Annotated in this window: 16 protein-coding genes, 1 pseudogene and 1 other annotated feature; of the genes and pseudogenes, 4 read left to right on the forward strand and 13 right to left on the reverse strand. The window is 46.9% G+C overall.

Annotated features, from left to right (window positions below):
* The first annotated feature begins 340 nt into the window (after positions 1-340).
* On the forward strand, positions 341-817 hold the full coding sequence (locus tag KGF70_RS13540) for a GNAT family N-acetyltransferase (RefSeq protein ID WP_216769113.1): 477 nt from the start codon (positions 341-343) through the stop codon (positions 815-817).
* A gap of 199 nt (positions 818-1,016) precedes the next feature.
* On the opposite strand, the gene KGF70_RS13545 is transcribed toward KGF70_RS13540, so the two are convergent.
* The 5 genes from KGF70_RS13545 to KGF70_RS13565 form a co-directional block, all read right to left on the reverse strand.
* Entirely contained in the window at positions 1,017-2,369 is a 1,353-nt protein-coding gene (locus KGF70_RS13545) for an FAD-dependent oxidoreductase (protein ID WP_216769111.1), read from the reverse strand.
* A 321-nt stretch (positions 2,370-2,690) separates the two neighbouring features.
* The gene (locus tag KGF70_RS13550; RefSeq protein ID WP_216769109.1) at positions 2,691-4,838 is read right to left on the reverse strand and encodes a cell surface protein; all 2,148 of its coding nucleotides are present in this window, start codon (positions 4,836-4,838) and stop codon (positions 2,691-2,693) included.
* A 21-nt stretch (positions 4,839-4,859) separates the two neighbouring features.
* Positions 4,860-5,873 carry a DUF916 and DUF3324 domain-containing protein gene (locus tag KGF70_RS13555; RefSeq protein ID WP_216769107.1) on the reverse strand — a complete coding sequence of 338 codons (1,014 nt, stop codon included), beginning with the start codon at positions 5,871-5,873 and terminating at the stop codon, positions 4,860-4,862.
* 92 nt (positions 5,874-5,965) lie between these two features.
* Positions 5,966-6,658, reverse strand: coding sequence for a WxL domain-containing protein (locus KGF70_RS13560; RefSeq protein ID WP_216769105.1), 693 nt, complete (start codon positions 6,656-6,658; stop codon positions 5,966-5,968).
* Positions 6,659-6,698: 40 nt separating this feature from the next.
* Positions 6,699-7,262, reverse strand: a complete 564-nt coding sequence (locus KGF70_RS13565) for a WxL domain-containing protein (protein WP_088770490.1) — start codon at positions 7,260-7,262, stop codon at positions 6,699-6,701.
* 932 nt (positions 7,263-8,194) lie between these two features.
* Here KGF70_RS13565 and KGF70_RS13570 point away from each other — a divergent pair.
* Entirely contained in the window at positions 8,195-8,779 is a 585-nt protein-coding gene (locus KGF70_RS13570; RefSeq protein WP_216769103.1) for a TetR/AcrR family transcriptional regulator, read from the forward strand.
* 120 nt (positions 8,780-8,899) lie between these two features.
* On the opposite strand, the gene KGF70_RS13575 is transcribed toward KGF70_RS13570, so the two are convergent.
* Genes KGF70_RS13575 through KGF70_RS13585 form a run of 3 tightly spaced genes read right to left on the reverse strand, consistent with a single transcriptional unit; the run spans position 8,900 to position 11,757 of the window.
* Positions 8,900-9,199: a hypothetical protein gene (locus tag KGF70_RS13575; RefSeq protein WP_050338254.1), complete on the reverse strand. Its 300-nt coding sequence runs from the start codon at positions 9,197-9,199 to the stop codon at positions 8,900-8,902.
* Positions 9,183-10,547 carry a VWA-like domain-containing protein gene (locus tag KGF70_RS13580; protein WP_216769102.1) on the reverse strand — a complete coding sequence of 455 codons (1,365 nt, stop codon included), beginning with the start codon at positions 10,545-10,547 and terminating at the stop codon, positions 9,183-9,185. The genes KGF70_RS13575 and KGF70_RS13580 overlap by 17 nt, the downstream gene beginning before the upstream one ends.
* Before the next feature lie 16 nt (positions 10,548-10,563).
* Entirely contained in the window at positions 10,564-11,757 is a 1,194-nt protein-coding gene (locus KGF70_RS13585; RefSeq protein WP_216769101.1) for an ATP-binding protein, read from the reverse strand.
* A gap of 478 nt (positions 11,758-12,235) precedes the next feature.
* Between KGF70_RS13585 and KGF70_RS13590 the strand changes: the two genes are divergently transcribed.
* Positions 12,236-12,886: an MIP/aquaporin family protein gene (locus tag KGF70_RS13590; RefSeq protein ID WP_122211908.1), complete on the forward strand. Its 651-nt coding sequence runs from the start codon at positions 12,236-12,238 to the stop codon at positions 12,884-12,886.
* A 180-nt stretch (positions 12,887-13,066) separates the two neighbouring features.
* Here the strand turns inward: KGF70_RS13590 and KGF70_RS13595 are convergent, their stop codons facing one another.
* The 3 genes from KGF70_RS13595 to KGF70_RS13605 all read right to left on the reverse strand — a co-directional run bounded on the left by KGF70_RS13595 (position 13,067) and on the right by KGF70_RS13605 (position 15,622).
* The gene (locus KGF70_RS13595; RefSeq protein WP_050338250.1) at positions 13,067-14,803 is read right to left on the reverse strand and encodes an AarF/ABC1/UbiB kinase family protein; all 1,737 of its coding nucleotides are present in this window, start codon (positions 14,801-14,803) and stop codon (positions 13,067-13,069) included.
* 172 nt (positions 14,804-14,975) lie between these two features.
* Positions 14,976-15,377, reverse strand: a complete 402-nt coding sequence (locus tag KGF70_RS13600) for a type II toxin-antitoxin system death-on-curing family toxin (RefSeq protein WP_216769098.1) — start codon at positions 15,375-15,377, stop codon at positions 14,976-14,978.
* The gene (locus KGF70_RS13605) at positions 15,374-15,622 is read right to left on the reverse strand and encodes an AbrB family transcriptional regulator (RefSeq protein WP_050338248.1); all 249 of its coding nucleotides are present in this window, start codon (positions 15,620-15,622) and stop codon (positions 15,374-15,376) included. Before KGF70_RS13605 ends, KGF70_RS13600 begins: the two co-directional genes overlap by 4 nt.
* Positions 15,623-15,923: 301 nt before the next feature.
* Positions 15,924-16,178: a binding site (T-box leader), on the forward strand.
* A 106-nt stretch (positions 16,179-16,284) separates the two neighbouring features.
* Between KGF70_RS13605 and brnQ the strand changes: the two genes are divergently transcribed.
* Positions 16,285-17,676, forward strand: coding sequence for a branched-chain amino acid transport system II carrier protein (gene brnQ / locus KGF70_RS13610; protein ID WP_216769094.1), 1,392 nt, complete (start codon positions 16,285-16,287; stop codon positions 17,674-17,676).
* 154 nt (positions 17,677-17,830) lie between these two features.
* On the opposite strand, the pseudogene KGF70_RS13615 reads toward brnQ, so the two are convergent.
* A pseudogene (locus tag KGF70_RS13615) lies at positions 17,831-19,898 on the reverse strand (beta-galactosidase).
* 14 nt (positions 19,899-19,912) lie between these two features.
* The gene (locus KGF70_RS13620) at positions 19,913-21,910 is read right to left on the reverse strand and encodes an alpha-galactosidase (protein ID WP_216769093.1); all 1,998 of its coding nucleotides are present in this window, start codon (positions 21,908-21,910) and stop codon (positions 19,913-19,915) included.
* Positions 21,911-22,047 lie beyond the last annotated feature (137 nt).

A 22,047-nucleotide genomic window follows, 5' to 3' on the forward strand; every position in this document is an offset into this window, starting at 1 on the left:
ACTAAAATAAATAACTAAAATAAATCGGTTCTTCGAGCTTGTGACTCGGAGGACCGATTTTTAGGTTGGTGGGGTTGGTGGGGTTGGTGGTGCTGATAGCAGACTAAAAGTAAGCCTTTATTATAACATCGAGTAAAATCATTAGTATTTTTTGAAATGTAATGATTTTTCACATGAGATATAATTGTGCTTACTTTTTTAGAAGACTAAGTGCTTTATGGTGGAATATTCAAAACAGTTACTAGTCCAAATCATCCATACCCAGCCCACCCCCAGACCCGTGGTACAATAGACTTATCGTTTCACATCGAAATAACTCATTTAAAGGAGCACGCGCTTGATGTCACAATTTGAAAAATACCATCCTATTTTGACGCCGCACTATGCATTTGATTGGCTCACGAAAGTCCGCGTGGTCGACGTCTTCAATCTCTACCAAACGACCGATACGACCATGACCATGGCAGCGACGGCCGACCGTATCAATCAAGTGATGCGCGAGATTTTTAACGATCGTCAGCTGATTTGGGGCGTTACTGATCGGACTACCAATGATTTCTGCGGACAGGTCGGGTTTGCGCCAATTGATATGGCTGCCCACCAAGCAACGTTGACAGTCCAGCTGACGGACGCTAATCATGATGTCGCCCCCTTAACGGAAATTCTGGAACGACTCGTGGCATTCGGCACCGTCGAATTAAAACTCCAGCAGCTCAAATTAGCTTTATCTCAACCAGATTCACTTATGGGACAAGTGCTGACAACTTTGAGCTTTACGACTACCGACAACTTAAACTTTGACTACCAAGCGGCCTAGGCACCCGCGCCATTAATAGTAGGGTCAATCTTCTCAACGCAAGCGTGTGGGGAGCGCCCTATCTCAGCAACGACTGACCATTAACCGTTGTGCCACCCAACCCGACACCAGCAAAAAAAGATGCGCCGCTGATCCGAAACATGTCTTGTTCGGATCAGCGGCGCATCTTTTTCGAGTCAAAATAACTCGTTTATTTCAATTATTCAGTCACTTTTTCAGCCGCATGAGCGATGGCTGCTTGACCTAATAAGTTCAAGTAGTTGAACGGACGGTCATAGATTGGCTGGAAGAACATGTCAACAAAGCCTAAGTCATCAATTGTGTTGTGATTTTGAATCATCACTGAGATCACGTTGGCTGATTGTGAAACGTCATGTTCACTCATGAATTGGGCCCCTAAGATTTCACGCGTCTCTGGGTTGTAAACCAATTGCATCAGAACTGGTTTCGTGGTTGGCATGAATTCTGGACGGTAGTTATCTTCAAAGGTAACGTCTTCTGCAGGTACCTTTTCAGCTTGTGCATGTTCCAAGGTCATCCCTGAAGAAACGATTGTCTTGCCGAATAACATTAAACCAGAAGTTGATTGCGTCCCCATGTACTTCCGGGTTGGCTTGAAGATGTTCAAACCAACTAAAGTCCCTTGACGAACCGCGTTAGTAGCTAATGGAATATAAGCATCCTTCTTAGTTGGGTTGTAGTGAACCGCAACGGAATCACCGGCACCGTAGATATCAGGGTCAGATGTTTGCATGTAGTCATTTGTCTTGATGGAGCCATTCGGGTTCATGTCAACTTTGCCCTTTAATAGGCTGGTGTTTGGCCGGAAACCAACACAGAGAATCGCCATATCAGCGGTGTAGCTGCCCTTGTCAGTCTTAACGGTAACTTCCTTGCCATCATCACTGAAGCCTTTAACCATTTGATTTAAGGCCATCTTGATGCCATGGTCAACGAAGTCTTTTTCGACCCGGTCAGTGAAGCCTTTGTCTAAATACTTGTTTAAAATCCGTGGTAAGCCATCAATTAAGGTAACTTCCTTACCTTGCTTCTGATAGGCTTCGACTAATTCAGTCCCAATGTAGCCACCACCGATAACGATGACGCGCTTAGCTGGCTTGGCAGCTTCCCATAAGCTTTGGGCATGCGTCCAGTTCTTGCAGAGGTAAACGTTCGGGCTGTCAATACCATCGATTGGTGGAATTACAGGCCATGAACCAGTTGTAACAACTAATTTGTCGTAATGATCTTTCTTGGACTCGCCGGTCTTCAAATCAGTAACGGTAATTTCATGATTTTCGGTATCCACGTCGGTCACATCATGTTGCATATGAACATTCGCGCCTAATTTGGCTAATTGTTCTGGACTGGAATAGAAGAGCCCTTGTGGATCGGCAACTTCACCACCAAGATAGAGGGCAATCCCACAGGAGAGAAATGACACATTGTCATTCCGTTCATAAATCGTGACGTCTGTTTCTGGATTTGACGCCAAGATTTGATTTACAGCAGCAGTTCCGGCATGAGTACAACCAATTACGATAACTTTCATATTAAACGCGCTCCTTAAATGTGTTTATATTCACAATCATATTTGTGCAACATGTATTTGGTAACAATTACATTGTACTAAACGAAAAAGAAAACGCAACCAAAAACACGCAAAAAACGCACTTTTTTCACTAATCAAGGGATAACGAATTGCCGATATTACAGCATTTATGGGAATTAACCCGTTTATTAATTCGATTAACAGGGGTCGTTAATAAAAATCATGACTGCCCTTAAACTAATCATCAAACGATAAGAAAAAGCTCTCACAAGCGTTCACTTGTAAGAGCTTTCATCTTCTCTTTTATTCGCCAACCACTCGTTACTTTGGTGCATCCGTCAACGTCCACGTGATGTCACCGGTGTATGAACCAGGAACAGCCCCGGCGTTACTCCTATACAGAATACCCGACTTACTCGTCCAGTCAGATAAGACGTCATAGTCGTCATTATCACTGGTCGTCGTATGGCTGTCAATTACGGTGCCGTTGCTATTCAGAACCGTTGTCTTATCACCTTCGCGGAAGAGCACGTCACCCGCTAACGTCTGACCACCCGTCGTTTTGAAGTTAGTCGCGCTTGCCTGCAATTGCCAGCTGGATCCCTTACCACGACTGTCACGGACGACCAGTTGCCAGTCGTCTTCACGATCAGTGGTTTGGGCTTGCCCATCAAGCGTGATCGATTTGAACGTACTGTTCTTGGAGACGCTCTTAAAACTCAGTTCGCCACCGGTCACCGTGATATTGGCGACACCAACTGGTGATTCATTTTCATAAGGGTCTGACGCCCAGATTTCAAGCTTATTATCATTGCCGACATGTAACTGACTGGCTTTGATCTTGTAGCTAAAGAACCCGGATTCTTCGTCGTTACTCATCTGCACCGTCGGCATTTCTTGGCCATTGACCGTGGGATGTAACGTCACCTTATCATTCGTCAATTGTTCGGAGTTTTCAACGGCCACGATTCCTTTGATCGTGACATCCTCACCATTGGCAACGGTGTAAGGATTGTTTCGAATATAGATGCCCATCGGCTGGTCGACCGTAATCAGATAATCAGGCGCCTCAGTTGACGTCTCGAAGACCTTATTCTTGAACGTCGCGCTGGTGACCGTCGTATTTTGGTTGACCGTCACATCGTTGGCCGTCCCGGTAAGCGTGATGGTCGCCGTCTTCTGACTGGCTGACAAGGCCTTATTCAAGCTATAGTCGACCTTAGTGGCGTCCGCAGTTGGCGCGGTCAAAGCTTGTTCGCTGCCATCTGCATACGTCACTTTCGCGCTATCAAACGTCACGTACTTCGGCAAATTCAGCTCGGCCGTGATATTATCCCAATCTAATTGACCACTCTGATACGTGAGTTGATAGTCATATTGGACCTTGTGCTTAGCCTTCAACTGACTGCCGGTGGTGATTTCACGGTTCTTAGTTTTATCCGTCACTTTGACCGCCGCACTCGCATCGACGAGATTCGGCACACTTTCGATCACAACCATGTTGTTCCCAGAGTTACTCCCAGTCGCGCCCATGAAGCCCCAACGCATCAAGCCATCACTGCTGTTGAACTTGCTAGTGTCGAGCACTTCACTCTGAGTAAAGCCACCACCAGTTGCCGAGCCGTCCGGGTTCACATCGTCAAACGTGTAAGTCATGGTCTTGCTAGCGGCATTCCAGTTCATTACGAGGTGGTGCCACTTACTGTCACCCAGCGTCCTATCGACTAAATCATGGTGGTCCTGCGTAAAGAAGTACCGCGTTGACCAGAAAATCCCCGTGATATCGAGACTCTTGACTGAATTATTGATATATTGGCTCGCACTACCTGGGTAGCCGGTCGCAATATGTTGTTTCTTGATCCCATTATCAAAGGCGTCACCCTTACCCGCATCGCTATAACCGGTCGATGTATTGGTATAGGTGTCAAACTCTAAGGCCCAACTATTCTGGATGGCAGTTTTGGCAAATTCATCGCCATCCTGTAATTTATTATTGGTATCGACGCCCCACACGCCGAGGGTCTCCCCAATAATACTGGACGAACTGACTTGAGCAGAAGCCGTCGTCCCGTTCGGATCATTTTGCAAGACGAAGGCCATCCCGTCACCGGCCTTACTGGTACTCGTTGATGACCCCAAGTATAGCCACATCTTGAAAGTGGCATCCTTGTTAATGTCAAAACGGTTGGCATCATTTGACCAAAAGCCACCCATTTGTTTCTTGCCATTGATCACTTGAATCGCCTGCGTATTTGGTGAACTAGCATTAGTGACGTTCGCGATACTAGCGCTATTCGTCACCCCGCTATTGAACGCGGCAGGAAGCGTGAAGAGTTTATCCAACTGATTCAAGCCAGACGGTGCCGTTGCTAACGACGCTTCGTCCGCAGCTTGAATCTGGGCGGTCCCGGCCCATAACCCGGTTAATGCCGCTAATGCAACAAGTATTTGTTTCGGTCCCTTCCACATGTTGAAAACTCCTCTCGCTAGTTAATCCTGACGGCGGCGGTTTTTCAATAGTAGCCAGATAATTGCGCCTAATAGGGCAATGATGACGACGCCGAGTGCCACAAGCCACCAGAAATAGTTCGTTTGTTTTTCGGTCACAGCCGTATCATTGAGCGCTTTGGCCGTCTTGTCCGTAATGGTGAAGTTCTTAGTGAACTGCCACTTGCCCTTATCCGCTGTCGCCGTTAAATGTAACGTGTACTTGCCAGCTTTGAGCTGTTTGTTGCCATCACCAATTGCAAAGTTGAAGTTACTATTCGGAGCCATCGACATATTTTCTTTATTCGTCGTTAGCACTTTCTTAGAACTCCCGGCCTTGGTCACATAACTCTTGATCTTGAGTCCGTGCATGATGACCGGTTGATCATTTTGTAAGTTCGCCGAGACATAGTTCCGGTAATTGCGTTGTTCGGCTTTCACGGAATGCAACTTCATGTTCGGCTTGATGGTCGTCTTATCGGACTCTTGTAACTGGAGCCCAATCACATAGGCGTACTGATTATTGATGGCCATCCCGCTACTGGCCTGTTGCTTCTTACCACTCAACTCTTGAACAATGTTGATCCCGCCGAGTGCCACCCCTTTAAATGTTTTTTCAGGGACATTCAACTGGATGGTCACTGCCTGGCTGGACTTGGCGGGCACCGTGACAACCTGCTTCTTGGAAAGCGCAGTCTTGATGTTAAACTTCAGTGAATCATCCGCCTTCGCGTTGGCCTGACTGTAGTCAATGATTCCGTTATCATTCGTCACCGCTAAGTTAGGTGAGACGGTGTAGCGGTGTTCCTTACTATCGCTATTTTTAATATGCAACGTCAGATTTTGTTTTTGGCCGGGGGTCACTTTTAAATCAAAGTAAGAGACTTTTTGATTGATCTGATTGTTAGGCAAATCAGCTTGAACCGTATAGTTCAAATCGTCGGCCTGCGCGCGCATCGTCCAGCTGGCCCCAATCACAGCAACAACTGCCATTAACTGCCAAAATATTTTTTTCATATGGGTTACCCTTCCTTCTTTCAACGGTAAGTGACGTGCTATGTATGATTGAAGCTGCCATTCTTGACGAGTAGCAGCTTCAATCAAACCATTCAACTAGGTGCATTGTTTAATGACCAGGCTAACGTACCGGTGTAATCACCCGCACTGAGTTGCCGGTCATGAATCTGGAGTTGTGTCAGTTCATCGCCCCGATTCAAAATAACTAACCACGTGCCTAAGCCCGATTGCGGTTGGGCAGTGACGACGTTGTTCGCGATACCTGTCACGAGCTCGCCGGTGTTGACCACGTTCGGGGCGGCACTGACATTGCCCGTCCCCGGTTTGAGTTGAACACTGCCTAACTTCAACGAGGTCGTTAACTGCTGCTGACCACTTTGTAACGGGCTGGGCGTTACTTGTAGTGTCCAGCCAGCTGCCGATGCACGCCGATCAGTGACCTGAATCATCGCTCGCTCATTTTGTGCCGTCACCGTAGCGGGGCCACCGGTTGTCGTGACGGATTTAAACTTAAGATTACTGACGAAATCGATGGTTAACTTGCCCCGTGAGCCTGTTCCGGTCACGTTACCTTCATCTGCCGGATCACCAGGGTATGTCTTACTGGGATCATCAGGATCGACCGGAGAAACTGCGTCGTCATCGTCCGACGGGGTCAACTTAACCTGCACCTGTGACTGTCTATCTGCAGCTTGCGTTGTCACGCTCCAGCCCCAATTACTAATAATCAGCCCACTAACGGCCATCATTAGTAACCGACCTGTCACCAACAATCCCATTCTCATCGGTCACACCTCAGCTCTCCTTTGGTCCATTGGTTCTCAATTAGCTAGGGGCGTTGCCTAATGTCCAAGTCAGCGTAGAAGTGTAAGCCCCAGCTGAGTTACCAGCAGGTACTAACAGAGAAACGTCCGTCTTGGCATAAGCACTCGTAAACTTACCGATTCCTTCATTGGCAACGGCGCCTAAAATCATTTGGTTAGATTCGTTCACCGTTACATCGGGTGCAGTTGGGTTCTTAGAAGCGTTGGCTTCATCATCAGCCGTCACACTGGCATTCTTGAATGTTAATGCGGCGCCCCGTAATTCCTGACTGCCATTTAAAAACTTGGAGCCCGCGACTTGAACACTCCAGCCATCCGTATTACCGGGGTTAGTCACCTTCACACTACCTGTGACCGTATCTGCAGTCTTGGTTTGCGTCGTGTTATCAATTGTAACCGTTCCCATATCCAAGGCTGGGGCTTCATCTAACGTAATGTCCTTGTTATTTTCATCTTGTTCCAACTTCACTTGTGCTTCAGTCGTTTTATCAGCTGCTTGCCCAACGAGTGGTAAGCCTGCCATAAGTGTCATGCCTGCAACAAGTGTTCCAATATATTTTTTCATTTTGGTTGCTCCTTTATTGTTTGACGGTTGCGCCACCAGATTAGAATTAAGAATATTAACAAACTTAGTCCGCAGACCCCGATAACGAGTAGAATCCACTGCTGTACTTCATTCATCTGCGGTAAGATTCCTTGTAGCGGTCCTTTGACGGGATTGCCAGTCACACCTGAATTAGAAGTGACCGTTAAATGGTAAGTTCCAGTTTGGGTATCAGCCAGCACCGGAATGCTAATAAGTTGGCTGAGCCCGATTATTAATCCGCCAGATTGCCATTTGATACGACCACTCCTTTCCAGTAATTGACTGACGTTTGATTAATCTAATTAACTCTTGGTACTAATAGTGAATCGTTGTGAGTAACCCTATCAGCAACGAAAATATATCATGGTATTGGAATCGCTGTCAATTAATGTTGCCCCTTAATCATTGATTAAAAACGCCTTTTTAACGGACCTCTGAGGCGTTTCTAATATTATGACGAATACAAATATTTTGATATAAACTACTGCAATCAGTTTAACATCAAGCTTTTCAGCCTGCCATTTATGGTCAAATAATCGCTAGTAGTTACCCGCCTTAACTAAATAAGTCATCAACATTATATTGTTGTTAGACTTTAATGAGAAGTAACATTAGGTAAAAGTTCTGATATTTATAACTATTGAATTGCTATATCAATTTGGAATAGTCCCGCAACGCTACGCCGTTTGTTTAACTTATCTTCAATTTATAAACTGATGTAATCGATTTAATAACCCTAATTTTATTTAATTTCCAAATGCAACTAATTGTGCTCAATTAAAATCCAATTTCAAAACAGTAAAGTCCCTTTGAGCAAACGATTTTAGCCGTTCAATTATATTTACCAAATCGCTAATCCGGCTATGGTATACTTGAAATACTTATTTCAAATCAGAAAGGCGGCCTCGATTTTGCCCGCTAAGAAAACATTTCAAGATGATCAAGTTATTGAAAAAATTATGTCTTTATTTTGGCAACAAGGCTACTATCACACGTCGATGGATGAAATCGTCGCGACCAGTGGCGTCAAAAAGCAGAGCCTCTATAATGCCATTGGTGACAAGCATACGCTCTACCTCCGCGCGCTAAGTCGCTACCATCAACAAACGCTCACAAGCTGTACGCAAGCGATGCAACAGCTCGAACAAAGCGGCGCTGATGCGTTGACGGTGCTCAGCATGCTGTTTAGCCGTGATTTAACTAACACCGACCAGCCAGCAGGTGATCTGATGGCCAATGCGGTCGCTGAATTCGGGACAACTGACACCGATGTCCAGCAAGCCGTTGATTGGTTCTACAATGATTACTTGACCTTGATGTCAGCCGTCATCTTAAAGGGTCAAGCGAGTCAGCAGATTATCAACACGCAATCCAGTACCGCCCTTGCCCAGGCCTTACTCGAAGCCCGGATTGGCCTCCAAACCCGTCTTCGTCAGGGCGCTCACCCAGATATTACGCTGCGTGAACAAGCTTGGCGCCAATTTTTAGCGCGTTAATAACTGCACCTACTAAAAACACAGCTCTCCGATGAATCGGAAAACTGTGGTTTTTTAGCATCTGCATTTTTATTTTATTAATTGATGTTAAATCGTTCATGGCCAGTAAACTGAACACCACTAGACATATTTCTGAACCAACCAATTTTGCGCAGCGCTAGTCAGCTGGCTACCATAGTGCTGGCGCAGCTGTTGAGCACCGGCGTAATGGTCGAAGTCAAAGGGGCTCGTCAGCGTTTCACTAGCTAGTAACGCCTTGGCAAACCGTAGATCGTCGACCGTGATCTGCTGGCGATAAGCGAGGTCTTCTTCCGCCGAGACGCGTTGCCACTGGTCGTGAAGAATTGCGGCCGCACGCTGATAACGGCGGTCATGTGTCAATAATGATTGCATATCATCTGGATTAAGTGGCTGAGCCATCGGGATCATCTCCTAAATTCAAATTAACGACCTGGCCAACGACGGGGTGAATCGATAACTTGTCAGTTGGCCGCGCCAATAACCAAATGACATTGGTAAAATGATGCGCGTCAATCTGAGCCTCACCCCGACCGTCCGTCAAGATGAGCGCCAGCGTTGTCGCAGCCGTTTGATGATGCCGGGCCAAGTCGTCAAAAATCGGCTGATAGGCCGTTCCCCCGCCACCATGGCGAGCGAACCGCACCTGTTGCGGGAAACTAGCCTGATACGTTTGACCTGGTTGGACGATTGCATCAAACGGTTTGATCGTAATCGTCGCCGTTAACAGTTGAGTCAAGGTGGCGGCTTGAGCCAACAACTGGCGTAATAAGGCATCATTGATGGACCCCGACTGGTCAACGTAGACTTGTAAATCCAAACGAGTATCACTGATCTGACCGGGCAATTCCATGCGAGCAGGTTGGCGCCGATTAAAGCGAGCGTGTGAGGCCTTCTTGCCACTCGGAATTTGGCCTAATCCTCGGACTAATAATTGCCGCCAGTCGATTTGTGCCGGCTGACTAAGGACATCCAATTGTGCGGCGACGTGGCCCGCAACCAGGCCCCGACCGGCTTCAGTCGTTTGTTGCCACGCATCCTTGGCTAATTGGCGTAGACGTAATTGCGCCAGATTAGGGTTCGTCAACTGGCCGCTTGCCGACCATTGACAAGTATCATCAATGGCGCCAGTAGCTGGCAGCGACTCCCGGCCCGTACTTGGTTGGCGGTGTTGCGGCCCTTGTGGTGTGGATTGAGTCGTCTGGCCCGCATTCGGCTGTTCTGGATCAGTTGACTGTTGTTGGCGCAATAATCGTAAATAAGTCCCCGAATCCGCGCGTTGCGGTAACGTGACGGGCACCTGCGCCTGTATCTGAGCCAGCGAAATCGCCGTTGCTGGCAACCCGCTCACATACTGATTCACGGCCAAATCCGTCGCTAACGTCACGAGTCGTTGCTGCGTGGCGACTTGATTGCGGTAGCGCAATGGATGTTGCCACACCACGTGTAACGCGACGTGTTTGAGGCCGGCTTGTAACTGGTCGAACCGAGTAAACGTCTGAGCTAAGGCTTGCGGGGCATACTGTAAGAGGAGCTGGTTGTCTACCCAACTTAAGGCAAAGGGCGCGTTCAACTCAGCATTCAGTTGCCGGGGCAAGCGCGTCAGTAATTCGCCATAAAACTGGTCCGTCGCCAATAACTCAATGATGGCGCGACTGAGCATTGTCGCAGCTTCCTGCGCCGGACGCGTTGGCGCGGTCGTCAACATCGTTTGGCGCCAATTGGCATATTCCGCGGCGTTATTCAGCATCGACCGCACCCCCTTTTCATTGATTCGACCAGCTTGCGACTTGTTGTAAATATTGATATAGCGCCGTGACATACGGACTTTGCTTGGCGACATTGGCCGTATAGAGCTGTTTTAGCAAGTCGCGCTGATGGCCAATCTGCTGAACCAGCGCAAACTGACCATCCTGGCTGAGCGTTTGCAATAGTTGCATAAACCGTCCGGCGTTGTGGTCATCAGTCAACGGATAAGTCGCCGTCAGCTGCAAGCAACTTGCCAGCACCGTACTCTTTTGCAGTTCGCTCATCGCGGTGAATTGCTTCAAGACTGGTGCGGGAACCACGGCACCAACGGGTTGAGCTTCGTACAGCATCGCCGGTGTCACGTGAATGGCTTGCTGCTCGATAAATTGATAGAAGGCCAGCCCCAGTGTGGCGCCGATATCACCTTGAAAAATATCGAGTGCGACGAGTGTTTGTTGGTCATCTGGTAGCTGTTCGAGTTCATATAGGTTGGCTGAGACGCGTTCCCAGGCACGGGGCGTCGCCGTTAAGTCCGCCTGCACATCCGTCTGATTGAGACGGGTCACATCTTCACTAATAAACTGTTGGACGAGTGGATGAATATTGGGCCGCTGACGCTGTTCATCAGAACGTTGCGCCCAAGCTAGCCAGTCCGCTGGGTCCGCGCGCATCACTAAACGGACGGTCCGGTCTTTGATGGCCGCGTCCCCCGCAACGACGCCGTACGTGCTCTGTTCGAAGCCGGTCATACTGGCATCGGGATTTTCGGCAAGGATCAGTTGAACTTGTTCGGGCAACCGTAACGAATTGATCGTACGTTGTAAAACGAGGTTCATCAATTCACTTTGAACTGCCTGCGTCCCACGGTTAAACTCGTCGAGCAGCCATAAGATTGGCTGTTGCGGATGGGCTTCGGCGTATTGAATGATTTCAATCAGCGTGTGAGAATAGCCAAATTGGACATCCGCCAATTGACCATAGTGTTGCGTCTGAATAAACGAGTCACTCGTTAGCGGCGGCACTGGAATCGCTAAATCGCCCTTTTCAGAAAGACTGACGACCGTCGTAAATAGTTTTGCCCCAAGCTTTCGCGCCACATCCGCGACGAGCGCTGATTTACCGATGCCCGCTTCACCGACAATGTTAGGTACGTTGCCCGCCTTTAACACCACCGGAACTGCCGTTAACAATGCTTGATACGATAACGCCATGAATTCAACCTTCCTTTACTGTTTCACGTGAAACAAATTGAATGATTTTCATTAATGCTAGCAACTACTGTCGTTACTATTATAGAACAGAATCTTGTTTTTGATTTGGCTAGCTGTTCGTTGGCCGCCTTCTGGAACTGGGTCACGGCTACTGCTTTTAAACTGAGAAATTGGCGCGTTTTAAGTATCTTGCATGCCGAATATCAACCGTTACAGCACGTTAGGTCAGTGCCTCATCATACTGACCAGTGGTAATTATCGCTGGCAAACAACAAATTTTTCATATGCGGGTTTTGAAATCCGCTGAAAACTTCTCAAAATCCCATGACATCAAGGCAAAGGATATAACCAGCTAATAAATATAATTATCAAAAACTTACGGCAAGTTGCCATTAATTGAGCAAAAAGCCTCGTTTTAGCTGATAGTTATTGTAAAATAGGTTAGGTTAGCAATTATTCCAAAAGGGAGTGTGCAAATATGCGCAAGTATCTCGCCGAATTTCTCGGCACGTTTATGTTAGTGTTCTTAGGGACCGCGACCGTTGTGATCGCCAAGGGTGACGTCCTCGCCATTGGATTAGCCTTTGGGTTAGCCATCACCGTCTCCGCCTATGCCTTTGGTGGTATTTCAGGTGGCCACTTCAACCCGGCTGTAACGACCGCGATGTTGATCAATCGCCGAATCGATGCCGCCGACGCGGTCGGTTACATCATCGCCCAAATTATTGGGGCAATCGTCGCTTCCGCAGCTGTTAAGTCCTTCGTCAGCGCGTTAGGCTTATCCGCAACGTCACTCGGACAAACTGATTTTCCAAAAATCGGTAGTGGGATGGCCTTCTTCGTTGAAGCACTCGTTACCTTCTTGTTCTTACTGGTGATTTTGAACGTCACCAGCAACGACCATGGTAACGCGGACTTCGCCGGTTTGACGATTGGGGTAACGTTGGCCTTCCTGATCATCGTCGCCCTCAACTTGACCGGTGGTTCTTTGAACCCTGCCCGTTCAATTGGTCCCGCAATCTTCGCCGGTGGTAGCGCCTTATCACACCTATGGGTCTACATCTTAGCACCTGAAGTTGGTGCCATCTTAGCTGCCTTTTGCGCCCGTGCCATGGGTTCAGAAGACTAAGCCATTTAATTGACTAGTAACGACTGTGCGGCCATGATTTCGTCATTGAAATCATGGCCGCACTTTTTTAGTTTTAATTTTTATCGGCTGAAACACTGGTTTACCATAATGACGTCATAACTGCCTTTGAGCCCGTCCGCAAGCAAGGCCGACTCAGATCGCATTCGGCTCTAAACTTGCCTATTTCCGCCGCCAATGGGTATACCACGAGTGCAGCGTCCCAATCAGCAGGCCGATAATCACGACGACCGCCGACACATAACCGAAAATCCCGATGTTCGTGATCCAGCTATTATCCGGATGACTCTGGACAAGTAACGAGGACCCGACGATCAGTGCGGCTAAAATCACTGAGAGCACGATTTTATTGACCATTGAATCGATACGGTCAATAAATAACTTGCGGTGTGAAAACACTAAGTTGACGCGGGTCTGCCCGTTTTCAAAGGTATCCAAAGCCGACAACAGGCGCGACGGGATCTTAGGCGCATCCCGTAAGCTCTGCAAGCTGGCCAACAACCCGTCCTCTAGCTCATTGCGCAGATTAAAGTTTTCGCGAATATACTTGCGGGCAAATGGGCGGGCCACATCCATCATCGACAAGGTCGGGTCTAAGGTTTCAACGATGCCTTCAATCGTCCCAAAGGCCTTGCCTAACATCGTGACCGCTGGATTCATCTGAATGTTGTTGCTCCGGCAAACCTTGACCATCTCAAATAGCAATCCTTGAAAGTCAATGTCGCCCAAACCCGAATTATAATATTGGCTCAAAAACGGTGCGAGCTCACTGAAGAAGGCTTCTTCATCAACTGCCCCGGTTCGATTGGAAATGGCCAGAATCGCCTTACCGACTTGATGAGTGTCCTCCGTCGTGACAGCCACGACCACGTTCGCAATCCCCGCCATCAGTGCCGGGCTGATTTCGCCCATCATGCCAAAGTCTAGGTAAACTAGGCGATACGGCGGCAGTTGGCGTTTACCGAGCTTGCCCACGCGCTGCGGAACCGTGTCATTGTACCCGATATCGCTCGGCTGCAGCTCGCGTAACAAGATGTTGCCGGGATGCGGATCCGCATGGAAAAAGCCATCTTGGAACACTTGCTTGAGAAAGTTCTGGACGAGCACATTCGCTAGGTAGCGGCGCTCTTCATCGTATTGATGATCACCCGCTTCATCTGCGGCCAGGACCTTAGCCATGAAATGTTGAATCGTCGTGCCTGACATGTACTGATTGACCAGAACTTTTTGCGTGCTGTACTTGCCGTAGACGCGCGGCACGCGAATGATATCATCACCGTCATTCAACCGGTAAAAGCGTGAGCCGTTTTTGACCTCAATGCTCGTATCCAGTTCGTTAAACAGCGACCGCTTGATTTCCGCCACCATTTCCTGCATGTCGACAACCGACGATTCCGGAATGTAGCGCAACAGTGGTAATGCCCGTTCGAACAGCGAAATATCTAGTGCCACTTCGGCATCGATGCCCGGGTGCTGGACCTTGACCACCACTTTTTGACCATTCAGTAAGGTCGCGTGATGGGTCTGCCCCATTGATGCGGATGCAAACGGCTGCTCATCGAATTGGGCGAACATTTCATCGATTGGCTTACCCGTCTGCCGCTCAATCGTTTGTTGGACGACGTCGAAATCGTCGGCGCGAACATTATTCTGCAATTTTTTGAATTCATTGGCGAACTCCGGCTTAACGATATCCGTTCGTGACGACAGAATCTGCCCGATTTTAATAAAAGTGGGTCCCAGTTCTTCGAATGCCGCGCGAACCTGGTCAGGATTCTTCTGACGCGCCAGATTACTCAGCACATTGTACTTGCGCAACACACTCACGATCGTCCGGAAACGCGTGTGGCGGTTCTGATTCACTTGCCATTGCGGCTTCTGTTCGTCACTAGTCGTCATCGGCGGTTCCTCCTCACAAATTACTTGATAGTGCTATTATCCAACTTTCCAGCCGATTCCGCACCTGCTAACGTGTTTTTTTCACAAAAAATTAGCGCACATTGATTATCGGTGGTCATTAATCAATTTTAAAACGCTATCCACTAGTTTGTAGCGAATAGCGTTTCAGTATTTAAGCTTCATTCGGGACTTGGTGGGCCTTCAGCCACTCCGCTAACGCCACCATCACTTCATCCGTGTCGGGGTTGGTCGTGACGTCCAGAATCAGTACCACGGCTTCATCATCGGTATAACTCAATTGAATGCCATTCGCGTACAAAAATATAATGCCGCTGAAGAACGCGGTCCGTTTATTACCATCCACAAAGATATGCTTCTTCGTTATTTTCTGAATCATAAACGCGGCCTTGATCCAGATATTAGGATACAATTCCTTGCCAAACAAGACCTGTTGCGGTTGTTCAATCACAATTTCAAGCCCCTGCGAATACTGAACACCGCCATATTTCTTATCGGCACGCTTGATAATATCTTGGTTAAGGTCAATGAGGAATTGCTTATTTATGTATCTCATAAGTCCTCCAGTCGTTTCAATAAGTCGCCGTGTTGGTCCAGAATATGGTCGGCCATCGCTAACAGGTCGGTCTGCTCATCCGCTACCTTGCGAAATGTGATTTCCCGGCCGTCAGGGGAAACAATTTTTTCAAAACTAGTCTCACTCGTGGCGTTTAGCGCTTCCCGGTCTTTTTTAGACACCCGGAAAGCAAATGAATTGCCGTTCTTGAACATTTTGATGTGATCTGAATTGTTTTCGCTCATCGATAATCCTCCTCGTATTTTCGTGTGTACATTATAGCATGTTGTACACACATTCTTATTTTTATGTCACTGACCACGCCCTGTACGTTGAAGTTACTAACTTAGCGACAACTGCCAATAACGCCTGATAATCTGAGGTTCTAATGTGCCAATCAGCGGCGCCAATCGCGTCTCTCCAGCCCTTCTAGCCCACAATCCCCGGTCTGTCAGTATCCAAAAAATATTTTCCAATCGATTTTCAAAAAAAGATTGACAAATAATCTTCACGGTTGTAAGTTAGAACCACATTAAAAAACGGTTAACAAACACGTTGACGAACAAAGTAAATTTCCTAGCAGTGTTTAGAGAGTGTCAGCTTGGTGAAATGACATCACGACTAGCTAATTGAAAATCAGTTCTGAGTGGCAGTGACGAGCGTCTCGTTAGTTGCTGTTGGTTGCTCCCATTATTGAGCCCGGGTATCGCAAGTGGCCGGTCACTTGCCGTACCTTCTGAGGTGTCCGTAGCAATGCGGTCACAAAGCTAAGGTGGTAACACGTGTAAAAACGTCCTGGTTTCTGAGTCTAACTCAGATATCAGGGCGTTTTTTGGTTAATCGCAACTTTTTAAAGGCGTCATTACGAGCAATCGTTGACCCGAATACACAAAGGAGTGCTGATTTTATGCTAAATCGTATCCAAAAACGCAACTTGACCAAACGTGATTATGTCACCTTAAGCTCAATGATTTTCGCCCTATTCTTCGGGGCTGGTAACCTGATTTTTCCGCTACATCTCGGCCAATTAGCTGGTTCACACTGGGGCATGGCGGCCGTGGGCTTTCTCGTAACAGCCGTGTTATTACCGTTACTCTCCGTTCTGGCCGTTTGTGTCACTAAATCAAAGGGGGTCTACGATATCGGTCGGCCCTTGGGTGCAACTTTTGCGGTCGTCTTCATGGTCCTGATTCACTTCACGATTGGGCCCTTCTTCGGGACACCGCGGACGGCCACCGTTTCGTTCACCGTTGGATTAGCGCCATTCTTCCCAGCCAAGTACCAATCACTGGCACTCCTGCTGTTCTCAGCCGCATTCTTCGGTCTGGCTTACTACCTCTCCGTTGAGCAAAGCAAGATCATGGCCCGCGTCGGCAAATTATTAAATCCATTATTCTTATTATTGCTCGTAGTAATCTTCGCCGTCGCCTTTAGTAGCCCCTTAGCACATGCTGGTAGCACGACTGCCACCGCAGCTTACCAGAGTGCTGGGTTCACCAACGGTTTCTTGCAAGGTTACAACATGATGGACGCCCTGGCTGGTCTCGCACTCGGGGTCACCATCGTCACGGCCGTTAACTTTATGGGCCAAACGGATCCTAACAAGGCTGCCTGGGTGACTGCCCGCGCCGGCTTCTTCTCCATGGCGTTTGAAGGGTTGATCTACGTCTTATTGATCTTATTAGGCGCACAATCCCTCGGTCGCTTCAAATTATCAGATAATGGCGGCGTCGCCTTTGACCAAATCGTTAATCATTACATGGGGACAGTCGGGCAGGCCGTGTTAGCCGTCTTGATCGTCACGACCTGTTTGACGACCGCCATTGGTTTAGTCGCCGCCTTTGCCCAAGACTTCCATAAACATTTCGGTTTCTTGAGCTACAAAGCTTGGTTACGCATCACCTGCCTCGCCTCATTCTTGACGGCGAACGTCGGGCTCAATCAAATCATCGCCTGGTCCACACCCGTCTTGATGTTCCTGTACCCACTCGCGATGGCCTTGATCTTCTTATCCATTCTGTCGCCGCTCTTCCATAAGTCACGCGTCGTTTACGTCTGGGTCGTCGTCTTCACCGTTGTTCCCGCCGTCTTCGACATGGTCGCAGCGTTTCCAGCAGTCGTTAGCCAAAGTGCCTTTGGTCAAGCCATGGCACACGTCCAAAGCTACTTGCCACTAGCCAGCAGCGGAATGGACTGGCTCGTACCTGCACTAGTCGGCGCCGTCTTCGGGACCGTTCATTACCTCGTCACGCGGCAAAATCAGGCCAGCATGGGTATGGAATTGCCGGTCAAGCATTAGATTTAGTTGCGCTTGATAATTGCAACTGCGCCTTTAAACTCATTTTGGTGCGATATTTGATGAAATCCTTTTAAATATGAAATGGGCCCTGTCAGCGTTTGCCGGCAGGGCTCATTTGGGGTGTAGGGGTTATTTTGGTTCTGGTTTGAGGGTTTTAATCCAACGTATCACGTCGTTTTTCTTTTAAAACCATGACGTCATATTTACCTAGTCGTACTTGCTTTGCAATTGAACGATTTGTAAGCATATCAACCGACGCCTGTTGCACCTCGACTTCTTGTTCCGTCTCGGAAAAGTTCATCACAAAATGGTAAGCATATGCGCCTTTATAACGAGTCTGTATCGAAACTACTGGATTACTATGTCTAACGAACTGATTCTCCAAATGAAGGTCCTGAACAATCCCATCATAAAAGTCTTGAATAAACGCTGAAGATAGCCGCGCACCAATATAGTACGCGGTACCTTTCCCATACTGGTGCTGCGTAATTGCGGGCGTTTTTGCGTAAAAATTATCACTGTAAATCCCTAAAACTTGAGCATCATTTGCTTTCAATACCTGGTCATAATCAGTTGTCTCGTATTCCCGTTGATTGAACTTCACATGATAGTGCTCACCTGGTAATAACGTATCTAGCTCTTGCGGTTCAACGCCAAAAACATCCTGTAACGATTGCGGCCAACCACCTAAGTTCACCCGATCATTGCTATCAACCATACCAGAAAAATAACTTGAAACTAGTGTGCCGCCATGTTCAACAAAGCGTTGTATTCTCGCCAACATATCTGGCATCACCATATACATCATCGGTGCAATTAACAGATCGTATTTCGAAAAATCCATCGTACTCGTGATAATATCGCAAGCAATATCGTGTTTCCAAAAATCAGCATAGTGCTTTTGTAGCGTTTGAATCCCTAGTCTGGTAGGACGACCAAACCCACCGCCGCGATTCAAAGCCCAGTTACTATCCCAATCAAATAGTATCGCGACTCGTACATGCTTGCTAGCCCCTTTAATTTCATCAATTTTTTGCAGCTCTTGACCATACTGTTGCACATCTTTAAAAACTCGATTATCAGACTTACCGTCATGACCGATCACCGCTCCGTGATACTTTTCAGAATTGCCCTGTGCCTGTCGAATTTGGAAGTATAAAGTACTATCCGAGCCATGGGCAATTTGTTGAAATGAGCTCAACCGATGCATGCCTGGTTGCTTAGCTTTATTATACTGTCCCCAATTAACACAACTAGGTGTTGATTCCATAACTAGGAACGGTTTCTGCTTTAAAGACCAGAACTGATCATGGACATACGCTGTTTTCATAGCTGTTTCTGCGGTTGATTCATACTGATTATGCCAACTTGGATAACTATCCCAACTTATGATATCCAAGGACTTCGCAAATTTACCATAATCCAGTCCTGTTAGTGGCGTATATTGTCCTTCTTTCAAGCTCTCAGCCATGAAATTAGTTGTGACCGGAATATTCGGCGTTAGTTTCTTCAACGGTTGAATTTCTTGATTAAAAAAATCAACGGTCATATCAGTCACAAATCGATGCCAATCCAAATCCATGCCATGCACTTTACTATCGCCTAATAGTGATGGCGGCAATATCTGTGACCAATCACTATACAGCCCACTCCACACACTCATACACCAAGCATCATTTAAAGCATCAAGCGTCTGATACTTGTGCTTCACCCACTTTCGCCAGTTAAGTTGGCATAAAGGGCAATAGCACTCCCCCTGAATATTCATTAGATACGTGCCACAATACCAGTGCCGGATTGTTTCCATAGCGTTTGGCGAGCCGAGTATTAATTTCATGGACCTTTTCACGATAAATTGGTGATGAATAGCAATGATTGTGCCGGAATCCGTGCGTATGCCGGCGCCCATCAGAATCCACACGATTAACCTCAGGATATTTTTGGCTCATCCACCTCGGCCTTGCACCACTTGGCGTTGCCAAAATCACGTGTCCATTTCGCTGGTTCATCTTGTCAAACACCTCATCGAGCCAGTCAAAATCATAAACACCTTCTTGTGGCTCAAGTCGTGCCCAGGCAAAAACACCCACTGTAACCGTATTAATATGTGCTTGATCCATCAATTGGTAATCTTGTTGCAAAATATCAGGCCGTTTTAACCATTGATCAGGATTGTAATCACCACCGTGTAAAAAGCCTTTAACCATTTCTAACTTATTCATCATGCACCCCGCAGTCACTCAACGCTCACAATATGGAATAAATGCGCCTGAAAATCCCCGTACAACTCTGCCGTATCGCGATTAGCACCATTAAATTGATAAGGTTGGCGCAAGCCTAAGTGTTGAAGCACAGCTCCACTAACCTTTTCCTGCCCATCAATTTGATAGGTCAGGTTTGGATCAACCATTGGCAACTTCACATAATTTAAAACACCTGAATTTGGCGTTGCTAATTTTCGATAAAATCCCACAAAAAATTCTGTCTTATCAGTATTTTCCACGCTCCAGGTTACTTCGTTGGACTGTGGGTCAATCGACTGTAACTGACGGAATCTGCCGTTGACAAACAGTTGTCGGTGACGACGATAAAACGCAATATTTTCCTTAATTTGTTCCAACTCATCTAATGGCAATTTTGAAATATCCAGTTCATATCCCAGTGGACCAAAATCAGCAACCATTTGTCGGAAATCTAGCGATGTTTGCCGCCCAACTTGATCATTAGGTGCTGCTGAAACATGATTGCTAAACGATGACAGCGGATAAGCAAGTGCTGTCCCCGTCAGAATAGACAAGCGTTCCACCGCATCACTATCATCACTTGGCCAAATTTGTGGACAATAGAATAAAGTTCCAAGGTCAAACCGACCGCCGCCACCAGCACACCCTTCAATCAACATATCAGGAAAATCAGTTAGAATCAGCTGATATAACTGGTTAACGCCCTGCGCATACCGATGAAAAAATTCAGTTTGTGGAATATTATGGCGAGTTAAATACGGTGAATATGCTTCTGTAATATTTCGATTCATATCCCATTTCATATAATCTAACTCAGCGGCTAATATGACCGGTTTTATCTGCTGATAGACTGATTCAACCACTTCTGGATTTGCGAAGTCCAACACGTACTGACCACGACCAATCGACACACACTTATAAGGATGTCGTACAACCCAATCTGGATGTTCTTGATATAAACTTGTATCAGGTGAGACCATCTCAGGCTCAAACCAGAGACCCATTTGCAGCCCCATAGCATGAATTTTTTTTGAAAATGCAGCAATCCCATTTGGAAACTTTCGAGGATCAACTCGCCAATCTCCTAACGAACTTCGGTCAGTATTACGCTGCCCAAACCAGCCATCGTCAACAACAAAACATTCCATTCCGATCCGTTTCGCTTGGCGAGCTAGTTTAAGTAACTTTTGCTCATCAAAATCATAATAAGTTGCTTCCCAATTATTGAACACAATTGGACGGTCTCGCTGACGCCAACGACGATCAATCACATGCTTTTTCGTAAAACCGGCAGCCGCATCCATCAATCCATTGATACCATGGTCGCTATAATACATGACTGCTTCGGGCGTTTTGAAGCTCTCATTTACATCCAATTTCCATCCAAAATAAGTCGGGTTTAACCCTGACATTAGTCTTGTTTTGTGCCATTCATTCACTTCAACTTGACTAATAAAATTACCGGAATAAATCAAGTTGCTGGCATAGACTTCTCCTTGATTTAAGTCTTGGCTCCGCACTAAAGCAATAAACGGGTTATGCTGATGCCCTGACGCCCCTTTTAACGATTCCACTGCAACCGTGCCTTGTTCCAAATTATGAAACTTCACATGCCGCTCTTTGAGCCATGCCCCCGACAAATTAATCATTTGAAAATTATCGTCCGGCAACTCCAAAACCGCGCTCATCATATTTTCAATATTAACCGGCTTATTCGTACAATTTTTGACCGTTGTACTTCGAACAACAACACTCTGATTGTCAAAAATTGTAAAGTGTTCGGTCAATTCAAGCTGATGTTGATCATCAACTAATCGTATATTTAATTGTGTTGCCTCTTCATTTCCAATTGCATATGATTCAGGCGTCTTTAAATTTCGAGGCTTGTCTGATGTAATTGAATAATCAGCAAACTTAAAATCTAAATACCACGGCTCCTGGTTGCAACTCACATCAATCGCGCCTCTACGAAAGTCCGAGGACCCATACACTGGATATTCTTATGCCCGATCTGCCAACGTAAAATTACCAGTATCTGGTGAATATTTGACAGTACCCGCAGATTTACTATTTTGAGTCTTTAAATAGGCGATATCAGCTACAGATAACGCACCTAAACTTTTTCCGT

The sequence above is a fragment of the Lactiplantibacillus sp. 7.2.4 genome, from assembly GCF_018991185.1.
In the GTDB taxonomy this organism is placed as follows: Bacteria; Bacillota; Bacilli; order Lactobacillales; family Lactobacillaceae; genus Lactiplantibacillus; species Lactiplantibacillus pentosus.

What these genes read in the sequence shown, in the direction of transcription:
- KGF70_RS13540 (WP_216769113.1), top strand. Translation starts at nt 341, where the DNA reads ATGTCACAATTTGAAAAATACCATCCTATTTTGACGCCGCACTATGCA.
- KGF70_RS13545 (WP_216769111.1), bottom strand. Translation starts at nt 2,369, where the DNA reads ATGAAAGTTATCGTAATTGGTTGTACTCATGCCGGAACTGCTGCTGTA.
- KGF70_RS13550 (WP_216769109.1), bottom strand. Translation starts at nt 4,838, where the DNA reads ATGTGGAAGGGACCGAAACAAATACTTGTTGCATTAGCGGCATTAACC.
- KGF70_RS13555 (WP_216769107.1), bottom strand. Translation starts at nt 5,873, where the DNA reads ATGAAAAAAATATTTTGGCAGTTAATGGCAGTTGTTGCTGTGATTGGG.
- KGF70_RS13560 (WP_216769105.1), bottom strand. Translation starts at nt 6,658, where the DNA reads ATGAGAATGGGATTGTTGGTGACAGGTCGGTTACTAATGATGGCCGTT.
- KGF70_RS13565 (WP_088770490.1), bottom strand. Translation starts at nt 7,262, where the DNA reads ATGAAAAAATATATTGGAACACTTGTTGCAGGCATGACACTTATGGCA.
- KGF70_RS13575 (WP_050338254.1), bottom strand. Translation starts at nt 9,199, where the DNA reads ATGGCTCAGCCACTTAATCCAGATGATATGCAATCATTATTGACACAT.
- KGF70_RS13580 (WP_216769102.1), bottom strand. Translation starts at nt 10,547, where the DNA reads ATGCTGAATAACGCCGCGGAATATGCCAATTGGCGCCAAACGATGTTG.
- KGF70_RS13585 (WP_216769101.1), bottom strand. Translation starts at nt 11,757, where the DNA reads ATGGCGTTATCGTATCAAGCATTGTTAACGGCAGTTCCGGTGGTGTTA.
- KGF70_RS13590 (WP_122211908.1), top strand. Translation starts at nt 12,236, where the DNA reads ATGCGCAAGTATCTCGCCGAATTTCTCGGCACGTTTATGTTAGTGTTC.
- KGF70_RS13595 (WP_050338250.1), bottom strand. Translation starts at nt 14,803, where the DNA reads ATGACGACTAGTGACGAACAGAAGCCGCAATGGCAAGTGAATCAGAAC.
- KGF70_RS13600 (WP_216769098.1), bottom strand. Translation starts at nt 15,377, where the DNA reads ATGAGATACATAAATAAGCAATTCCTCATTGACCTTAACCAAGATATT.
- KGF70_RS13605 (WP_050338248.1), bottom strand. Translation starts at nt 15,622, where the DNA reads ATGAGCGAAAACAATTCAGATCACATCAAAATGTTCAAGAACGGCAAT.
- brnQ (WP_216769094.1), top strand. Translation starts at nt 16,285, where the DNA reads ATGCTAAATCGTATCCAAAAACGCAACTTGACCAAACGTGATTATGTC.